This is a genomic window from Microcoleus sp. D2_18a_B4 (genome assembly GCF_036702475.1).
Classification (GTDB): Bacteria; Cyanobacteriota; Cyanobacteriia; order Cyanobacteriales; family Microcoleaceae; genus Microcoleus.
The window spans coordinates 1-17944 of the sequence record NZ_JAUBTL010000026.1; the positions used below are offsets into that span (position 1 = coordinate 1).

The following is a 17944-nucleotide window of genomic DNA, read 5'->3' on the forward strand; positions in this document are numbered from 1 at the left end:
TCCCACATCTACCCCAATGGGATGACCATGTGGCATTGGATTGGGAACGCTAACATCACATTGAATATTGATGGAGGTGTACCAAATATCTGCTTTGTTGATTATTCGGACTTGCTTTACTACAAACCCCTGTGGGATTGGGCGATGCAGTTTAATTGGAATTAACCCCAATTTTGGTAAGGCAATATGTGCTCCAGTCACAGGATTATCCTTGAACTGGGGAAACAACAAAGACTTAAATTGCCCAAACTTCTTGAATCGAGGGAACCCATGCCCAACTTTTTGAAACCCATCGAGGGCTCTGTGCAATTGTTTTAGTGCCTGTTGTAACACTTGACTTGGTACTTCGCTCAAACGGGGAAATACCTTTTTAGCGCCAGGCAGCGCGTTAAGTTGTTTTACTTCGCTGGGGAAAGGAGCATTCGCAGCTATGATGTACTCATGGCTTATAGAGCATCTGTCAACCAGGCATTTCCGACTATTGCACCAATCCTTGATTTCTCGCAGCCCGTAGTTATAGGCGACGCGACAAATGTCCATCCACTCAAAAAGCGACTGTTCTTGAGCGATGTTTGGATAGATTCGATAGCGGTAATTCAAGGTTAGCATTCCAGTATTTTAACACATTTAGTGGTGAATGTGTCTCTGGTAAATATAAAGCCGTCCTACAAGGACGGGGTTTTCAACCCAATTTTTCGATAAAATATAAAAGGACGATCGCCCAGGCGATCGTCCTTTTATTTGCTGCACGTATTATCCGCTTTTAAGCTTGTCTGAATCCAAGATTATTTGCGGTTGTTGAGCCATTTAGCCGCAACTATTCCCAAAATACCAGCAACAACTGGATTTCCCAAAAACTTCATCAAACTAGGCTGTTCGGCCAGCACTTCTTGGAAAATATCCGGGTGATTGTGATAGGTGAACGAGGCCAACTTGGTAACATCGTCAGCATTCATGCGGCTGGCGTGGTGGGTAGAAAGTCCTAGCTGCTTTTCCAATTGGCGATCGTCCAATCCTCTCTTGCCCAAATGCTTGAAGAATTCGCGGGCTACATCGTCGCGTTCATTTGGCTTAATTTGGGCGATCGCCTTTTGCAATTCTGGTTCCAACTGAGCCGGCGGGAGCGAGTCGTGATTCAGGGAACGCCCGAATAATTGTTTGCGCTGAGCCGGCGAAGTTCTCTGAGCAAAATCGTCAAAGTTTTCGTAATCTTCACCCGTTGTCTCCGGCATCATTTCTCGATCGCCCTGGGCTAAATCGTTCATGATTTGACGCTTGTAATTATCGCTGCTACTCATGGTAACTCTCTTCCAATCTACACAACATTTCAGTCTTAAATTGAGATTGTTTCGCCTTCAAAAAACTGCGGAATATTAAACCGCCACGCGGCTATCATTTAAGCTTGCTAACTCGGTCAAGACTTGTATTCAATCTGATTTGATTGCTGGTCGTACTTAGCAGTCAAAATCAACTTTTTGTCAGGAGCGTAAACCAAAACACTTACATCCTGATTTGGGAAATTGCGGTGAAAACCTTGTGCTAAAGATTTCGCCAAATCTTTCACTTCTGTCGGGCGGACTTGCGGGGTAATTACAACTCCCAATTTGTTATTGTCGCGCACGTAAGCATCCTGAACCAAGCCCTGAGCCGTCTTTGTTACCCATTGACCAAAATCTTGACCTGCGGCGGTATTGCCCCGTTCTAGCTGCGCGTAATAACCCTGACTGCCACCAATTGCTACAGGTACATCAGTCGGTTTTTGGGCTGAAACGCTGGGCGCGCAGGCAGTAGTAACTGCCAGCATTAATACCAAAAGTACGCCCGCAATTATTTTGCGACTCTGCTGTAATAAACTCACCTTTTTTCCTCCGTTCAGAAAACATTTGGCATAATTGAAAGGGTCAGGTTGCTCGACCCTCTCAATTAGTATTAGGCTTAGTCTAGTTTCTTTTTGAGCTCATCTTTTACATCTTCGATGGCGTGACCAGCTTCAGCTTTTGCCTGCTTGGCTTTGCCTTCTGCTTTATCCTTCGGGTCGCCAGTAACATTGCCTAGGACTTCTTGAGCTTTGCCTGCGATGTTGTTGCCAGTTGCCTTTGCTCTATCTTCAGTGCTCATGGGTTTCTCCCTATCTGTATCTCAGACATTTTTTACTTTATAAACTCATCATAGGTAACTAGGAGCTGCGTTGCACTCTACCTCTAGGAAGAAAGAATGAAGAAAAAATGAAGAGGGAACATGGAAGATGGAAAAATAATTTTTCAATTTTAGACTGACTGCCACTTTTATACTTACTTACCGGCTTTTTTTACCGTTTCTGCAGGCTGCAATCAAGTATTTTTGTCAAAAAAAACTGCTGGAGGGTCGCCCGTGCGTCCCCGACTATTTTTTTAAACCCAAAAGAATTTATAATTTTAAATTTTTATTTAATACTGCCTTAAAAAGGCGGGTGTGGGCAAGACCGCATCTTACCCACACCCGAAAAAAAACCTATTAGTTTTAATTTACCTTGTGATGACATTCTTCATCTATTTTGTGCTGAAGTTCTTCTTTCAACTGTTCGACAGCGCGCATAGTTTGAGCATTTTCTTGTTTTTGCTGACCGAGGGCTTTTTCTGTTTCCTCGCCGAGCAATGCTTCCTTTGATTTTGGTAGCGTTACTTGATTTTCGCTGCCAGTGTGGGTCGCCTTTTCTTCAATATTCATTTGTCTTGACCCTATTGTTTGCAAAATTTCTTTTTAACCAGGCTAGTTACAAGTTAACCTTATATTTATAATAACGCCAATGACGAAGCCTTCCCTCTCCCTGAAGATAGATAGGGGCTGGGGAAGAGTTTTTAGTTTTAAAGTTAAGAGAAATTAGGGAGACTTCCATCTGCCGGAAGAAAGATATAGGAAGGGGAAAAGTGCGTGAGTGCGTGAAATTCTTGATGACTCGCAAGGCTATCCCGTGAATGAGTTGGGGAGAGGGGAGGGCGGGGGAGAGCGGGGGAGGGGGAGAATTTTGCTGTGGCGCGATCGCATTAAGTGTCGAATGTTGCTGGATGAGGCTCTTTGGACATCGGTAAAAGATGAAGAGAGAAATGGGAGGCAATTTAGCTAGCCAGACGGGAATCCCCACACGCTTGTCGCTTCGATTAGTGTGGGATGAAAGTCGCGTTTCGCTGTGGATTCCACCGTCAACCAATTCAAAACTATGTTTTGAGCGGTGGGCGGGTGGATGACGAGACAAACAAACTCTTTATTTAATGGGTCTATTTTCTCCTTTGTACTTGACAGTAAATAACGCATTCTGGTACAGTAACACTAATTGATGCGTACCGACTGCGATCCAATATTTGCCAATTAATGAGAACGGCTTACCAGTACAAACTACGTCCAACAAAACAGCAAGTCATTGAGCTAGACAGATGGCTATCCATGCTGTCTGCCCAATACAATTACCTGTTGGCTGATAGATTTAATTGGTACGAACAAAATCGCTCTCCTGTTAACGCCTGCCATCTCGTCTGTTACCTACCTGAACTGCGAGACAATCCCGATTATTGCTCGCAAAAGAAAACGTTACCTCAACTCAAGAAAACACATCCTTGGTATAGCGAAATATATTCGCAAGTCCTTCAGGATGTAGTTAAGCGAGTTAAGACAACATTTGACCGTTTCCTAAAAGGTGATAGCAGCGGAAAACGCAGCGGTAAACCTCGATTCAAAGCTCGCAGTCGCTATCGCACCTTTACTTATCCGCAAATGAAAGAGGGATGCTTGCATGGCAACTTGATTAACTTGCCGATGTTTGGGAAAGTTAAAGTTGTCTTGCACCGTCCTATCCCTGACGGGTTCAAAATCAAAACCGCATCTGTCACCAACAAAGCTGATGGTTATTACCTTACGCTCTCCCTAGAAGACAAGACAGTTCCAGAGATAAAGCCAGACTTTAATCCTCGCTCGATAACAGGTATTGACGTGGGATTGAAGGAGTTTTTGACAACATCTGAAGGCGAAACAGTCGCCCCGCCCCAATATTACCGTAAAGAACAAAAATGCTTGCGAACTATTCAAAAGCGAGTGTCACGTCGCAAAAAGGGGAGCAATAGCAGGCTTAAAGCTATTAAGCAACTGGGCAGACAACACAAGAAGGTGGCAGATAAAAGAAAAGATTTCCACTTCAAGACAGCTAATTGGCTGCTGTCAAAATATGACGTAATCGCACACGAGGATTTAAACATCAAAGGTCTAGCTCGTACAAGGTTGGCTAAATCTGTGTTGGACGCTGGGTGGTCAAGTTTTCTGTCGATACTGACAAACAAAGCCGAAAACGCGGGTTTGTTGGTTGTCCCAGTAAGTGCCCATAATACTTCACAAGATTGTTCTAATTGCGGCGAGAAAGTACCAAAAAAGCTGCATATTCGTTGGCATGACTGTCCTCACTGTGGGTGCAGTCTAGACCGTGACCATAATGCCGCAGTTAATATCAAAAATAGATCGGTGGGGCAACCCGTTCTTAAAGCTCAGTTAATGTCCTATGCAATAGCAGGAGTCACCCAGATGCCTACACCAATGGTGACAGCTTGTGTTGGTGTAGGAGTTGTCACTGCAGACTTAAGTCAGATGTAGAGCAGTTTGACGGTTAAAATCAACAGGGTGCAGCAATTCCCAAGTTTGGTGGCGATCGGCTTAAATAATCTGCTAAACAAGAGTTAGCCTCAAGGCTAACTTCCAGCAGGATCGAACTAAAATTTCTCTTATTAGTAAAAATTATCTAAAACCCTATGGGAGCAAGGAGCAGTAACCCCCTCGAAGCAGCCGGCCCGACTCGTGAGCCGATCAAAATAGGCGTGTTGCATTCGCTGACGGGCACGATGTCCATCAGCGAAATTTCAGTTAAAGATGCGACGCTGTTGGCTGTTGAGGAAATTAATGCGGCGGGAGGGGTGCTCGGACGCCCCTTGGAAGCGGTTATAGAAGATGGAGGCAGCGATTTGCAGACTTTTGCTCAAAAAGCTAAGCAATTGCTCCTAGAAGCGCAGGTGGCGGTGGTATTTGGCTGTTGGACTTCGGCGAGCCGCAAAGCTGTACAGCCGGCTTTCGAGCACGGCAGCGGGTTGCTGTTCTATCCGGTGCAGTATGAAGGGCTAGAACAGTGTCCGAATATTTTCTACACTGGTGCTGCCCCGAACCAACAGATTGTGCCTGGGGTGAATTACTTGCTGGCACAGGGGAAGCGGAAAATTTTCCTGTTGGGTTCGGATTATATCTTTCCCCGCACGGCAAATCGGATTGTGAAAGCTCAACTGGCGGCACTGGGGGGAGAGTTGGCGGGGGAAGTTTATCTGCCGCTGGGTTCGAGGGAAGTGGGCGAGGCGATCGCACATATCTTAGCAGTGAAACCCGATGCTATTCTCAACACTCTCAACGGCGATAGCAATGTGGCTTTTTTCCAAAAGTTGCGGGAAGTTGGCTTGAAACCCGATGATTTGCCGGTGATGTCGGTCAGCGTAGCAGAAGAGGAAGTGCGGGCGATCGGGCCGTCCAATATTGCCGGACATTTGGTGGTTTGGAACTATTTTCAAACGGTGGATACACCGGAAAATCGTAAATTTGTTAAGGCTTATAAAGCCCGATACGGGGAAAATCGAGTCACGGATGACCCGATCGAAGCTGCTTATTTGGGCGTTTACCTGTGGAAGCAAGCAGTAGAAAAAGCGGGTTCGACAAATGTGGTTAAAGTCAGGGCGGCTGCTAAAAATATTGAGTTTGCAGCGCCTTCGGGCAAGGTAAAAATAGATGCCCAAACGCAGCATACCTGGAAAACAGTGCGGATTGGTAAGGTGAGGTTGGACGGTCAAATTGAGGAGATTTGGAATTCCGGCGCACCGGTTGCGCCAGATCCTTTTCTCAAAGCCTATCCTTGGGCGGCGGCATTTGCTCCGAGGCAGATTTCTTTGGGAACTCGGGCTTCTTTGAGCGGGCTGTTTGTCATCTTGGTACTGATAACTTGGATGGCGGTGGGAGTCGGGTGGATGGGTTCTGTGGAGATGCAGAACTATTTGCTGACAATAGAGGCGGCCTCAGATCCGGCGGCGGTTTCTGAGGCCGCAATGGCGGTGCTGGTGCAGCAAACTCTCTTTGTGGCGAGCCGCACTCAGCACTGGCTGCTGGCAGCTTTGGTTTTGAGTTTGATCGCGGGGATAGTGGCTTTTGTGTCGGTGTCGGCAATTATTCGGAATCTCGGCTTGCTGCGGGAAACTGCCGAACAGATGGCAAGCGGTGATTTGACGGCTCGATCGCCTGTGGTTTCTAATGACGCGATCGGGGTGCTATCTTCTACTCTCAATACAATGGCTCAGCAAATTAGCAGTTTGCTCAAGGGTTTGGAGGTGCGACAGCGGCAGCTAGAAGAACGATCGGGGGAATTGGAAGTCGCTAAGAATGCTGCCGAAGCTGCCAACCGGGCGAAAAGCACTTTTTTGGCAAATATGACTCACGAGTTGCGGACGCCCTTAAATGCGATTATCGGCTACAGCGAGCTGCTGCAAGAAGAGGCTCTGGAACTCGGCGAAGAAGAGTTTGTGATGGATTTGGCAAGCATTAATATGGCAGGCAAGCAGTTGCTCAACATTATTAGTGACATCCTAGATATTTCTAAAATTGAAGCAGGAAAGATGACTCTTTTCTTGGAGACTTTTGAGGTGTTGGATTTGATCGAGCAGGTTGTCACTATTGTTCAACCGACGCTAGGGAAAAATGGCAATACTTTGATCGTCAATTGCGATCGCAATATTGGCACGATCTACTCCGATTCGTCGAAGCTGCGGCAAGCGCTGTTGAATTTGGTGAGCAATGCTGCTAAGTTTACCGATGGAGGCAAAATTACCATTAATGTTTGGAAGGAAGAAGGGGAGGTTTTGCCGATCGGCAATTCCGAAGAACTCTCGGCAGATCCTTCTCGGTGTCAACAGCCTTCGATCGTGTTTCAAGTAACCGATACCGGCATCGGCATGACTGAGGATCAGGTGTCGAGGCTGTTCGGAGCTTTCGCTCAAGCGGACGATTCTACTACCCGCAAATACGGCGGCACCGGTTTAGGGCTGACAATTAGCCGGAAATTTTGCCAGATGATGGGTGGGGACATTACGGTTGAGAGCGAGTTTGATTGCGGTTCTAGTTTTACGATCCGGTTGCCGGTTGTGGTTGCAAGCCCGAAAGAAGCGCAGGAAGATCGAGAAATCGCAGAAATGCAGGCAGAGTATTCCGAGGACTTAGAAACGAGTGTAGCGGCGACTGAGGCGAAGCAAAAAGCAGTGCGATCGCAACCGCTGGATCTGCCAGATGCTGCTACTGTGCTGGTGATTGACGACGATCCAGACGCGCGGGATTTGATGACTCGCTGCTTGTCGAAACAGGGATTTCGGGTGCGATCGTCGGCTAGCGGTCAAGGGGGGCTTCTGTTGGCTAAGGAGTTGCTGCCCGACGCGATTATTCTGGACGTGATGATGCCAAGTATGGACGGCTGGGCGGTGCTGTCGGCATTGAAAGCCGATCCGGATTTGGTTGATATTCCGGTAATTATGATAACTTTTTTGGACGACAAAAATCAGGGTTTGGAATTGGGAGCGGCGGAGTATTTGAGGAAGCCTGTGGATTACAAACGCTTTGCTGCTTTATTGAGTAAATATCAGAGTCTGGGGAAGTAGTTAGTTGACTGTTGGCTGTTGACTGTTGACTGTTGACTGTAATTATTACAGTTCTGGACGCCACAAATTGTTAGATCCGCTATTGATAAGGGTAAGGTGCGTCGCCCGGAAAAATCGGCAAGTTTCATTTCTCATCTGAGGGCGACGCACCCTACAGATTAGCATTTCACTTGAAGAGAAAACCGCTATACATCCCTCTTAATTACCAATTACCAGACGTACCTCATTAAACCCAGAAGTGCTATGGTTATTGCTTATTAGTAGCAGGTAACAAATAAGAAATAACAACAGTCAACGGTCAACTGACAACGGTCAACTGACAACGGTCAACTAACAACTAACAACTGACTACTTAATCTAAGAAGCCCATTAATGTTGAGCTATCGTCAATTTCGTTTGAGGCAATGGGGCGGTTTCCTCCCATTGTGGAGTAAACTTCATCAATGTGAAGAGTGCTGATGGCAATAGGGCGAGCACCGGACATACTGAACATTTCACTGACTTGCATGGCGCTGGAGCCGATCGGGCGATTGCCGAGTGTAGCAACCACTTCAAAGTCGCTGGATTCGACTGGGCGATTGCCTACAATGCCGTAGGTTTCGCTGAGGTGCAGGGTGCTAATGCCGATCGGGCGATTCCCCGACATCGAGACGGTCTCGCTGATGGTAAAATCGTCTGGGCCGACGGGGCGGTTGTCATGCATGAGTTGCGGCCGATAAAGTTGAATTCCTGTTGCTTTGGTATCCGTGGGTTCTGTCGGTTGGCTTTTGGAACTGCCTTTGCCGCGGCGGGCGATCGCATTGCCTTTATTTTTGGGGGTGAGACTCATAATTATTTTCCTCGCTTACTGCTGTTGATTGCTGGGTTCGGACAACTGCTTTTGTGGGCTTTCTGCTTTCTATTTGGGCCGATGATTAAAATAATATTACAAAGTCTAACTATTTTTTTAACGAAATTGCAGAATCTCTGCATTTTTGTTAAGATTTATGGGTAATAGCTACATTTTCCTATGGTAACTGCGGCAGCATCTTTTCAATTGCAAGCGCCCTTCCAGCCCACAGGCGACCAACCGCTAGCGATCGCCCAACTCGTCAAAGGCATCGAAGCTGGGGATCGATTTCAAACCTTACTCGGTGCCACAGGTACGGGCAAAACCTTCTCCATTGCCTCGGTGATTGAAAAAATCGGCAGACCCACCTTAGTTCTAGCACACAACAAAACCCTGGCAGCTCAACTGTGCAACGAACTGCGAAATTTTTTCCCGAACAATGCAGTCGAATACTTTGTCAGTTATTACGACTACTACCAACCTGAAGCATACATCGCCGTAACCGATACTTTCATTGAGAAAACGGCAGCAATTAACGACGAGATAGATATGCTGCGGCACTCCGCCACGCGATCGCTCTTTGAACGCCGCGACGTAATTGTAGTTGCTTCAATTAGCTGCATCTACGGTTTGGGAATGCCTGCAGAATACCTGAAAGCTGCTATTCCTTTGCGAGTAGGAATGGAAGTCAACCAGCGGCAAGTTTTGCGAGATTTAGTCAACGTCCAATACAGCCGCAACGATATAGATTTAGGCAGAGGCAAATTTCGCGTCAAAGGCGATGTTTTGGAAATCGGCCCCGCTTACGAAGATAGAATTATTCGCGTTGAATTCTTCGGCGACGAAATCGATGCCATTCGCTACGTTGACCCGGTAACAGGTAAAATCCTGCAAAGTTCAACGGCTTTAAATATCTATCCAGCGCGCCACTTTGTCACGGCAGAAGATAAATTAGAGGCTGCTTGCCAAGGAATAGAACTCGAATTAGAAGACCGACTGGCAGAATTTGAAAAAGAGGGTAAACTATTAGAAGCTCAGCGGTTGGAACAGCGCACGCGCTACGATTTGGAAATGCTGCGCGAGGTAGGTTACTGCAACGGAGTCGAGAATTATTCGCGGCATTTAGCAGGGAGAAATGCCGGGGAACCGCCGGAATGTTTGATTGATTATTTCCCGAAAGATTGGATGTTGGTAATAGATGAATCTCACGTCACGGTGCCGCAAATTCGGGGAATGTACAACGGCGACCAAGCGCGCAAAAAAGTATTGATTGAACACGGTTTTCGCTTGCCCAGCGCTGCAGATAACCGCCCTTTAAAAGCAGAGGAATTCTGGGCTAAAGAGAATCAGTGCATCTTTGTTTCTGCTACGCCTGGGGATTGGGAAATGGAGATATCTGAAGGCAGAGTTGCAGAGCAAGTAATTCGCCCTACCGGAGTAATAGATCCGACAATTTTCGTGCGCCCGACGGAAGGACAAATTGATGATTTGTTGGGGGAAATTAAGGAGAGAGTAACTCGGGACGAGCGAGTTTTGGTGACGACTTTAACCAAGCGGATGGCGGAAGATTTAACTGAATATTTGCAGGAAAGGGGAATTAGAGTGCGGTATTTGCACTCGGAAATCCAGTCGATTCAACGCATCGAAATTATCCAAGATTTGCAGGATGGTAAGTTTGATGTATTGATTGGCGTTAACTTGCTGCGGGAAGGTTTGGATTTGCCGGAAGTTTCGCTGGTGGTAATTTTGGATGCGGATAAAGAGGGGTTTTTGCGATCGGGACGTTCGTTGATTCAAACCATCGGAAGGGCGGCGCGGCACGTTCAGGGACAGGCTATTCTGTACGCGGATAATTTGACGGATAGTATGGTTAAGGCGATCGACGAAACGGATCGACGCCGGGGGATTCAGCTAGCGTACAATAAGATGCACGGGATTACGCCGCAGCCGATCGCGAAAAAGCGATCGAGTAATGCGATTTTGGCATTTTTGGATGTGTCGCGCAAGCTGAATTCTCAGCAGTTGGAGGAGGTTTACGAACAGGTAAACGAGTTATCTTTGGATGAGATTCCTCAGTTAATCGGGCGGTTGGAAGCGCAGATGAAGGCGGCGGCTAAGAAGTTGGAGTTTGAGGAGGCGGGTAAATTGCGCGATCGGATTAAGCATTTGCGGGATAAGCTATTGGGACATTAAGGAAGAGTGGGAGGATATGATGTTCGATCGCATTACCTTCGATCCAAAAATTATGGGAGGAAGAGCTTGCATTCGAGGAATGCGAATTACTGTTTCTTTGGTAGTGAGTTTAGTAGCAAATGGGATGAGTGTAGAGGAAATTTTGGCAGCTTATCCTTATTTGGAAGCTGAGGATATTAAAGCTAGTCTCCAGTATGCGGCATTTTTGACGAACGAGCAAATTCGTCCATTTAGCGGGACTCCAGCATGAAATTTTTGGCAGACATGGGTGTGTCTCCTGTAACGGTGCTTGCACTGCGCCAGCAGGGATATAATGCTGTACACTTAAATGAGCAAGGATTGGAGCGTTTGCCCGATTCTGAGATCCTGGAAAAAGCACGCCAAGAGCAACGAATTGTTTTAACTTTTGACCTGGATTTTGGTGAGCTTTTGGCTATCAGTTCTCAATCTCTTCCAAGTGTGATTATTTTTAGACTGCAAACCACTATTCCAGTGTTTGTTAGTGCTAGATTGCTGGCTGTTTTGTCAGAGTGCGGTGAAGATTTGGAAACAGGTGCGATTGTGACAGTGGAAGATAATCGTTATCGAGTACGGCGACTTCCTATTTAGAGTAGGAAAGTGCGATCGTATTCAGCATTTGTGCAATAAACGGTTGGGAGACAGCAATGAGCAAGTTTCAATTATTCGACCCAGTTAATTTAACCAAAGCAGTCGCCCTCGCTGATGGCGAGATTGCACCCCCAGAAACAGCCGGGGCAATTGTTGAGGTTTTCAAGAATGGTGAAGCTTATTTAGTAGAATTATTTGGCGGATGGGTTAAAGCGGAAGTTGGCGGGGATTTTGTGCCTGCAACTCAGGATGAACCGGGCGCATTTATGGAAACGATTGGTGTTGAAACAGTTGATCCGCATCAGTTGCAATTATAAGACTTACGCATGAGGTTCAGAAACCGGGTTTTTTACGAAAATACTTCGTTGCGGTGCGAAGATTCGCTAAAAACCCGGTTTCTTTGGGCTGAAGTCTGCGACTTTGCCGAGTTTTTAGAGGAAAAACAGCAAAAAGTACGCGCGTGCGAAGCTATCCCGTAGGGAATCGTATTAAGCATCTGCGCGATAAACGGTTAGGTAATGAAGGGATAATTCAAAAGCCAAACATCGCTTTTAGTCCATTTGCGATCGGCTGATACTCTTCTGCGGTTAAGTCTCCTCGGTAGCCCAAAACACGCTTTATGTCCACAGCACGTATTTGATCCAGCAACACTGTAGAGTCATAGCGTATGTTTCCCATTCCAGCCTGAAGCTGCGGATATAGCGTTGAGTTTCGTGTCGCCCAATCTCCTTGTTGTGTCGTCAAGGGAACGACTATTACCAACGAAAACCGCGTTATCCCTGTGACATTTGGCAAAGCTACAATTACGGCAGGTCGAGTGTTTTCCTGTTCGCGGCCGGGCGGAATTTGAGCCGGGAAGTTAACTAGCACTACAGCCCTCACCTGCAAAAAATTAGGTAGCTGACTCACAAATTTTCTCTACCTTTTTATTGCCAATGTCGATCGGATTTGTTTCTTGAATCCGCCATTTAGCATAGGCGATAACTTCTTTAAAGTCTGCTTCTTCAAGTTCTGGATAAGTTTGGCGTATTTCTGCTGTCGAATAGTGAGACGCCATCATTGAGATGATAGTTTCAACAGTTATGGGTAAGTTGCGAATGCAAGGTTTTCCCGCCATGAATTCTGAATCGGAGGTAATTCTAGTAAAATGCTGGATATTTTCTTTACTATTCGTTGCACTTTCATTGTCCAGAATTACTATTCCAACTCCCGGAATAAAACGCACAGGCTTTGTGCCTTCGAGGGGGTCTACATCTCCCCAATCATAGGGGGGAATTTCATTATCGACGAGGTAAAGTTGACGCCAAGGCGATTTTGCCAATGCTTCCTCGGAAATGTCAGGAAAAAATATTAGCACTTCTCCGATGCCGACTGGAAAACCATTGAGTTTGCTCAAGCCATCTATAATGGCGGCTAAGACGGATAAGTCTAGATGGCTGAGGTTTTCTGCTTTTTCGATCAGTTGGTATACGGTTTCAGGATTGAGTGTTTCGCCCACAGCTTCGACTAAGTTTTCGGGGGTGAAACCTCGACATTTCAAGTATTCGGCTAGTTGTAAGCGAATTCTACTCATGGGTTTAGTTGAGAAAGATTTTAGGGTGAAGTGCGATCGCCTTTTTCCATTATCCTATTTTATGAATAGAAAGGGCGATCGTACTTTTTACCAGCTTCCTAGTTCTTGGGATGAATCTTCCCGTTCCAAGGAGTCTGCTTTTGATGAACCATTGTTATCCCAGGAATCTGACTCGTACTCCCATCCAAGATTTTTATCTTTCCGATCCTCATCCTCAGAGTGTAAGCGTTCTAAGGTAGTCACTCTGTCTTTGAGTTTTTGCATACCGCGCTGAATGTCCGAGAGTATAAGCTCTTGACTAGGGTATGACCCATAAACCATACGGGCTATCTCCCAACCATGAGGATGATCGAGCAGCTTTTCGAGTAGCGATCGGGCGTGATTGTGTGGTATCATTGTTTTGCATAAATTAAATAACATCCAGAATCCTGAGAACGGTTTGATACATGTCAGTGCAGCCGCTTCAAGATTCAGAATTACAACAGAGCGTCCCTATTACTTGCAGGTGTTAGGGACGTTCTTTATTATAAGCACATTTCCCAGAGATTTGTCAATGCTTTGTATAATTTTTTTTGTCAACAATAGCGCCTATTAATGATTTGAGATAAAATTCTTGTGTAATAAGAAGTTTTCCACAATAATGGTAAAATTTTAGGGTGGTTATTTGCCGATATTTTGGCTGCCTTATGGACAGTAGATAAACCTCAAACGCTATCAGGGATTGAAACATGACGTAACGTAACAAGTTTGAAGATGCTTAACCTCGTTACAAATTATATAAATCCCTGTTAGGGATTGAAACACCATTAGATTTTCTTTAAATTGTCCAAATATACTTACGCTCCCCCAACTTTTATTAATCCCTAATAGGGATTGAAACTAACTGGTGAGGCATTACCTCACATTGAGATGACGGAATATGAACTATAGTAAGGTTAGTCTTATGTACGATCGCGCCTCAACCCCTCTGACTTTCCATCCTCTTCACTTCAAAAATTTCCACAACGCCCGCCAATTTTATAGATTTGTAATTCCCAGCGCTGGGAGCGATTCCTCAACCCCTCTGACTTTCCATGCTGTCCACCTGATTCGCAATCTTCTTGCTAGCAAGATTTTGGCGATCGCCCAAAACATCCTCTTTCATTGTGGTACGGGCGTCTCGCCCGTACATGATTTGTGGTACGGGCGTCTCGCCCGTACATCATCTGCGGTACGGGCGTCTCGCCCGTACATCATCTGCGGTTGAAAAATTCATTGACAACAAAAAGGTCGATCGCCTAATCCCAGCGCTGGGATTAGATTTTAAACAAGGTTAAAATATTCATTGACAACAAAAAGGTCGATCGCCCAAAACACCACCCAAACCAACTACTTGCCTAATACCACAGCATCGGTAGTGCTAGCAAAAGCCGGACGAATAAATTCCTCCTTCTCGAACAGCGTGATGTAACCTTTATCTACAGCTAGCTGCATCACTTCCTGAAGAAAACCTCTGAGCACATCTAATACGTGAGTGCGATCGAACTCAAAATGCTTTTCCCAGCAGGAAGTTCCAAACTTTCTCAAAGTACAGCTAATGCGATCGTCCCTGGGAAGCAACCTAATCATGAACCAACTCTCAGGAAAATCTATTGATATTTTTTGACCTTGCGATAGCTTAGCAATTTCCTGTGGAAAGTTATCCTCTATCATCATGGAAATATCTAAATCTAAAAATACCTCTATTTTCTCCTCACCTATTTCTATTAAAACTTTATGGTCGCATTCAAAGCAGAAACGTCGCCATCCCATTTCAAAATGAGAAAGCTCTCCCAATGGATCTTCAGGAGGCTCTGCGTATTCTAAGAAACGCTCGGCTAATTTAAAATTAAATTTTGGACTGCTATTCATCGCTGCTACTCCTATTTAATTGCCGCAGACTGACACCATCAGCTATAGATAACCACTATTGAGAGTTCCCTCAAAATTCCTTTGGATAAAAGCGCCAGTGACATTTTGAGTTATCCTTAGAGCGGGAGGGTAAACTCTACCTATAGCACGATGAAAATCAATTAAGTTGGGTTTCGTTACCTCAACCCAACCTACTAATAACAAATCCGGGTGAAACACTTTTCCGATTTCTTAGTCCCCTCTGCTAGGAATTTGTTTGTATAAAAGCGGTTTTAACCGCCTCCTTCATAAAGGGGATAATTAACTACACAGAATTAGACGATATCCTTACGCTTCTGAACCACTAAAGTGAGACCCAACAAAGCCAAATTTTGCAAGCAAAGGATAGCCCAATACTGCCTAACGTTAACCTTGAACATTGAGCCGTATTTATTATAAAAGTTCTCTAAGAGAGCTTCTCCGCCTTTAATCGTTCCCTCGTATTTCCCTTTCCACTCGCTGTAGTCTGTTTGCCAAGAGTCAATCTCCGCTTTGTAGCTATCAACTTTTTCCTGATAAGTACCGAACTCAGCGGGATTGTCCGGCGCTTTCCCAGGATCTTGTGGCTTCGCGGGTTCCGTTTGGTCAATTACAGGATCATATTTACCCTTGATTCCGGGAAACTCGCAAGTCTTGAATAGTTTTTCTCCCAGACACTCGCAGCGGTTTTTCTTTTCAGTTTGCGACAATTTATTGCGATCGTCCTTGCTTAACTGCCAGCATGGATCGTCAACAATGTTACTCCCCAGATTACTCTGGGTCAACAGCGACTCAAAAGACCATTTGGTAATGGTGATTTGGTTGACGAGGCGGCCAGGAGCCCCAAGAGCGTCGATGGATAGCATCCCGCCACCAAAGGTAATTTGCGGGACGAGAAAGATGATAGTCAGCAGCGGTGCGATATTTTGGTTCGGTGAAAGAGCTGATACAAATAGGCCCATCATCATGCCTGCGATCGAGGCGAGGAATAGGGTGACGTACATCCCTGTTAACGCTTCCGTCCCCCCTGGCAAGTCGATCGCCAAGTTTTTAAACAGCAAAAAGACAGCAGCTTGATACAAAGCCAAGAGAATGCCTACCCAAACTTTCGACAAAATGTAAGGGATGATTTGCAGCCCGATCATCCGTTCCCGGCGGTAGATGTCGTTTTCTTTGACAATTTCCCGCATGGTGGCGAGGCTGCCTACCATCACAGCAATGAGAGCTGTGACAAAGAGCATAGTAATTGCCTGACCTGCATCTCCTGTTTCGAGGCTAAATAAGTCGCGCTTCCAAGTAACAAAATCTAGCAGCCCTAGAGTAGGAGCAACGGCCAGCATTAAAAATAAACCGGCTTTGTCCTGTATTAATATTGCTAAATTTCTTTGGGACAAAATGGCAAACTCTCTGATCGCCGAAACCCGCTTAGCTCGATGAGCTAACGGTTGTTTAGCAGGGGGGGGGTGCAATTCGCCAGCGACTGCTGGTGGTCGCGATAGCTGCCGCTCTACTACATATTTTTGATAATGGGAAGACTGCAGGTAGCGCTGTTGCCAGTAGTCCGGTGACTCTTCCCGCTCTACTTTTCGGTAAATTTCATTGAATTTCTGCACGCCAAAGTAGGTAGTGGCGTCTTGTGGTGGACCGCAGTAAGCTACTCTGCCACCTGCTGCCATGAAGATTACCAAGTCGCAGAGGGTGACATTTTCGGTGGCGTGGGTGATCAGCAAGACGGTGCGGCCTTGGTCTGCCAGTTGTCGCAAGAGCTGCATGATTTCGAACTCAGTGCCGGGGTCTAGTCCAGAGGTGGCTTCATCGAGGAAGAACAAGCTGGGTTTGGTGAGCAGTTCCACGCCGATCGATACTCGCTTGAGCTGACCTCCGCTGAGGGCCTTGACTTGCACGTCTTTGCGATGAGTCAGCCCCAAATCTTCCAACACTTCTTTGACGCGCTGCTTCCGTTCCGCCGGCCGGGTGTCCGCAGGCATCCGCAGTTGGGCGGCGTAGTCGAGGGCTTGCTCAACTGTCAATTCCAGGTGGATGATGTCTTTCTGGGGAACGTAGCCGAGTTCGTTGCGGTAGGCGTTGAAGTTCTTGTACAGGTCAACCCCGTTGACAAGGACGGAGCCGCTGGTAGCGGGCCGGAAGCCGTTGAGGGCATCGAGGAGGGTGGACTTGCCACCGCCGCTGACGCCGGCTATCACCACAAATTCCCGCGCCTTAATGCTCAAGGAAATATCATTCAGCAGTTTCGTGCCTTTCCCCACAACTTTAGTCAGGTGGACAGCATCAAGCCGCAGGTTGCCTTCTTCGTTATAGGTGGCGAAAGTTTCATCGAAATTGAAGACAAAACGGCACGGGCCGATGCGGATGCTGTCATTGACTTTCAGTACCCTTTCTTCTTTAACGGCTCGGCCGTTGACATAGGTGCCGTTCGTCGAGTTCAAATCTTTGATGATGACCGAGCCGCTTTGCCGTTGCAAGCGAGCGTGGAAACGAGAAACGGATGGGTGTCCTATCGCCGTGTCGTTTTGCGAATCCCGCCCTATTGTCAGGCGATCGCGGCCGCGCATATCGATCTGGCTGACGAAGACTGTTTCATTGCCAAGCAGGTGTTTGGCGGCAACTGTGACCTGTTCATCTAAAGGTTTTTGAACTGCTACAGCTGTGGGTTCTGGAGCGTTTGCCTGAACGAGCAAGCGCAATTCGCTATTGCCAATGCTGATGGTGTCGCCGTTTGCTAGGAAGTGAGGAATGTTCGGTTGGAGCAGGATGTTGTTGACGCGAGTGCCGTCAGTGCTGCCGAGGTCTGTAATTTGATAGCGATCGCCTTTTCTACTGATTTGAGCGTGTTGGCGTGACACCAGGGGGTCATTAAGGACTAAATCGCTGTTGGTAGCACGCCCGATAGTTACGACTTCAGTATTAACTGAGTATTCCCATACAGGCTCGCTACCCTTCTGAATTTTAAAAATTGCTGGCGATACAAGCATAGAGAGCTATTTCCATTAATCTTATATCTTTTATCTCACACTGCCACTGACTTTTGTCAAAGATGTTTCTCTTCTTAACTATCCGGCGCTGTTTAAGAAAAATTAATATTTTTAATCTAAAAAGTGGTAAAAAATGTAACATACA

Annotated in this window: 19 protein-coding genes; 8 read left to right on the forward strand and 11 right to left on the reverse strand. The window is 46.3% G+C overall.

Features of this window, described 5'->3' with window-relative positions; all coding sequences use genetic code 11:
• From QUB04_RS16365 to QUB04_RS16385, 5 genes are all read right to left on the reverse strand, one after another.
• Positions 1–609: transposase (locus QUB04_RS16365; RefSeq protein ID WP_333285856.1), on the reverse strand; the 609-nt coding region annotated here is incomplete at its 3' end.
• A 176-nt stretch (positions 610–785) separates the two neighbouring features.
• Positions 786–1298 carry a hypothetical protein gene (locus tag QUB04_RS16370; RefSeq protein WP_242723034.1) on the reverse strand — a complete coding sequence of 171 codons (513 nt, stop codon included), beginning with the start codon at positions 1296–1298 and terminating at the stop codon, positions 786–788.
• Positions 1299–1414: 116 nt separating this feature from the next.
• Positions 1415–1858 carry a hypothetical protein gene (locus QUB04_RS16375; RefSeq protein WP_333141525.1) on the reverse strand — a complete coding sequence of 148 codons (444 nt, stop codon included), beginning with the start codon at positions 1856–1858 and terminating at the stop codon, positions 1415–1417.
• 77 nt (positions 1859–1935) lie between these two features.
• Complete coding sequence (locus QUB04_RS16380; RefSeq protein ID WP_333285858.1) at positions 1936–2118, reverse strand: CsbD family protein; 183 nt, start codon at positions 2116–2118, stop codon at positions 1936–1938.
• Between the two features lie 381 nt (positions 2119–2499).
• The gene (locus QUB04_RS16385; RefSeq protein ID WP_333285860.1) at positions 2500–2706 is read right to left on the reverse strand and encodes a hypothetical protein; all 207 of its coding nucleotides are present in this window, start codon (positions 2704–2706) and stop codon (positions 2500–2502) included.
• Positions 2707–2914: 208 nt separating this feature from the next.
• Here QUB04_RS16385 and QUB04_RS16390 point away from each other — a divergent pair, with 208 nt between their 5' ends.
• From QUB04_RS16390 to urtA, 3 genes are all read left to right on the forward strand, one after another.
• Positions 2915–3103, forward strand: coding sequence for a hypothetical protein (locus QUB04_RS16390; protein ID WP_333285862.1), 189 nt, complete (start codon positions 2915–2917; stop codon positions 3101–3103).
• 245 nt (positions 3104–3348) lie between these two features.
• Positions 3349–4614, forward strand: a complete 1266-nt coding sequence (locus tag QUB04_RS16395) for a transposase (RefSeq protein WP_333285864.1) — start codon at positions 3349–3351, stop codon at positions 4612–4614.
• A 155-nt stretch (positions 4615–4769) separates the two neighbouring features.
• Entirely contained in the window at positions 4770–7694 is a 2925-nt protein-coding gene (urtA, locus tag QUB04_RS16400) for an urea ABC transporter substrate-binding protein (protein WP_333285866.1), read from the forward strand.
• A 352-nt stretch (positions 7695–8046) separates the two neighbouring features.
• Here urtA and QUB04_RS16405 read toward each other — a convergent pair whose 3' ends face one another.
• Positions 8047–8523, reverse strand: coding sequence for a hypothetical protein (locus tag QUB04_RS16405; RefSeq protein ID WP_333285868.1), 477 nt, complete (start codon positions 8521–8523; stop codon positions 8047–8049).
• A 180-nt stretch (positions 8524–8703) separates the two neighbouring features.
• On the opposite strand from QUB04_RS16405, the gene uvrB reads away from it, so the two are divergent.
• From uvrB to QUB04_RS16425, 4 genes are read left to right on the forward strand one after another with little or no spacing between them, the layout of a single operon-like run.
• Entirely contained in the window at positions 8704–10716 is a 2013-nt protein-coding gene (gene uvrB, locus QUB04_RS16410; protein WP_333285869.1) for an excinuclease ABC subunit UvrB, read from the forward strand.
• A gap of 16 nt (positions 10717–10732) precedes the next feature.
• Positions 10733–10966 (forward strand): DUF433 domain-containing protein, encoded by a 234-nt coding sequence (locus tag QUB04_RS16415; protein ID WP_424405108.1) that lies wholly within the window; start codon positions 10733–10735, stop codon positions 10964–10966.
• Positions 10963–11325, forward strand: coding sequence for a DUF5615 family PIN-like protein (locus tag QUB04_RS16420; RefSeq protein ID WP_333141537.1), 363 nt, complete (start codon positions 10963–10965; stop codon positions 11323–11325). The genes QUB04_RS16415 and QUB04_RS16420 overlap by 4 nt, the downstream gene beginning before the upstream one ends.
• A gap of 56 nt (positions 11326–11381) precedes the next feature.
• Positions 11382–11642: a DUF4926 domain-containing protein gene (locus tag QUB04_RS16425; protein WP_333285872.1), complete on the forward strand. Its 261-nt coding sequence runs from the start codon at positions 11382–11384 to the stop codon at positions 11640–11642.
• A gap of 214 nt (positions 11643–11856) precedes the next feature.
• Here the strand turns inward: QUB04_RS16425 and QUB04_RS16430 are convergent, their stop codons facing one another.
• From QUB04_RS16430 to QUB04_RS16440, 3 genes are all read right to left on the reverse strand, one after another.
• Positions 11857–12234: a type II toxin-antitoxin system PemK/MazF family toxin gene (locus tag QUB04_RS16430; RefSeq protein WP_333214479.1), complete on the reverse strand. Its 378-nt coding sequence runs from the start codon at positions 12232–12234 to the stop codon at positions 11857–11859.
• On the reverse strand, positions 12218–12898 hold the full coding sequence (locus QUB04_RS16435; RefSeq protein WP_333285875.1) for a DUF433 domain-containing protein: 681 nt from the start codon (positions 12896–12898) through the stop codon (positions 12218–12220). Before QUB04_RS16435 ends, QUB04_RS16430 begins: the two co-directional genes overlap by 17 nt.
• Before the next feature lie 87 nt (positions 12899–12985).
• Positions 12986–13294 carry a hypothetical protein gene (locus QUB04_RS16440; protein ID WP_333285877.1) on the reverse strand — a complete coding sequence of 103 codons (309 nt, stop codon included), beginning with the start codon at positions 13292–13294 and terminating at the stop codon, positions 12986–12988.
• A gap of 523 nt (positions 13295–13817) precedes the next feature.
• Here QUB04_RS16440 and QUB04_RS16445 point away from each other — a divergent pair.
• On the forward strand, positions 13818–14144 hold the full coding sequence (locus QUB04_RS16445; RefSeq protein ID WP_333285879.1) for a hypothetical protein: 327 nt from the start codon (positions 13818–13820) through the stop codon (positions 14142–14144).
• Between the two features lie 122 nt (positions 14145–14266).
• On the opposite strand, the gene QUB04_RS16450 is transcribed toward QUB04_RS16445, so the two are convergent.
• Positions 14267–14788: a hypothetical protein gene (locus QUB04_RS16450; protein WP_333285881.1), complete on the reverse strand. Its 522-nt coding sequence runs from the start codon at positions 14786–14788 to the stop codon at positions 14267–14269.
• A gap of 314 nt (positions 14789–15102) precedes the next feature.
• Positions 15103–17799: an FHA domain-containing protein gene (locus QUB04_RS16455; RefSeq protein ID WP_333285883.1), complete on the reverse strand. Its 2697-nt coding sequence runs from the start codon at positions 17797–17799 to the stop codon at positions 15103–15105.
• Positions 17800–17944 lie beyond the last annotated feature (145 nt).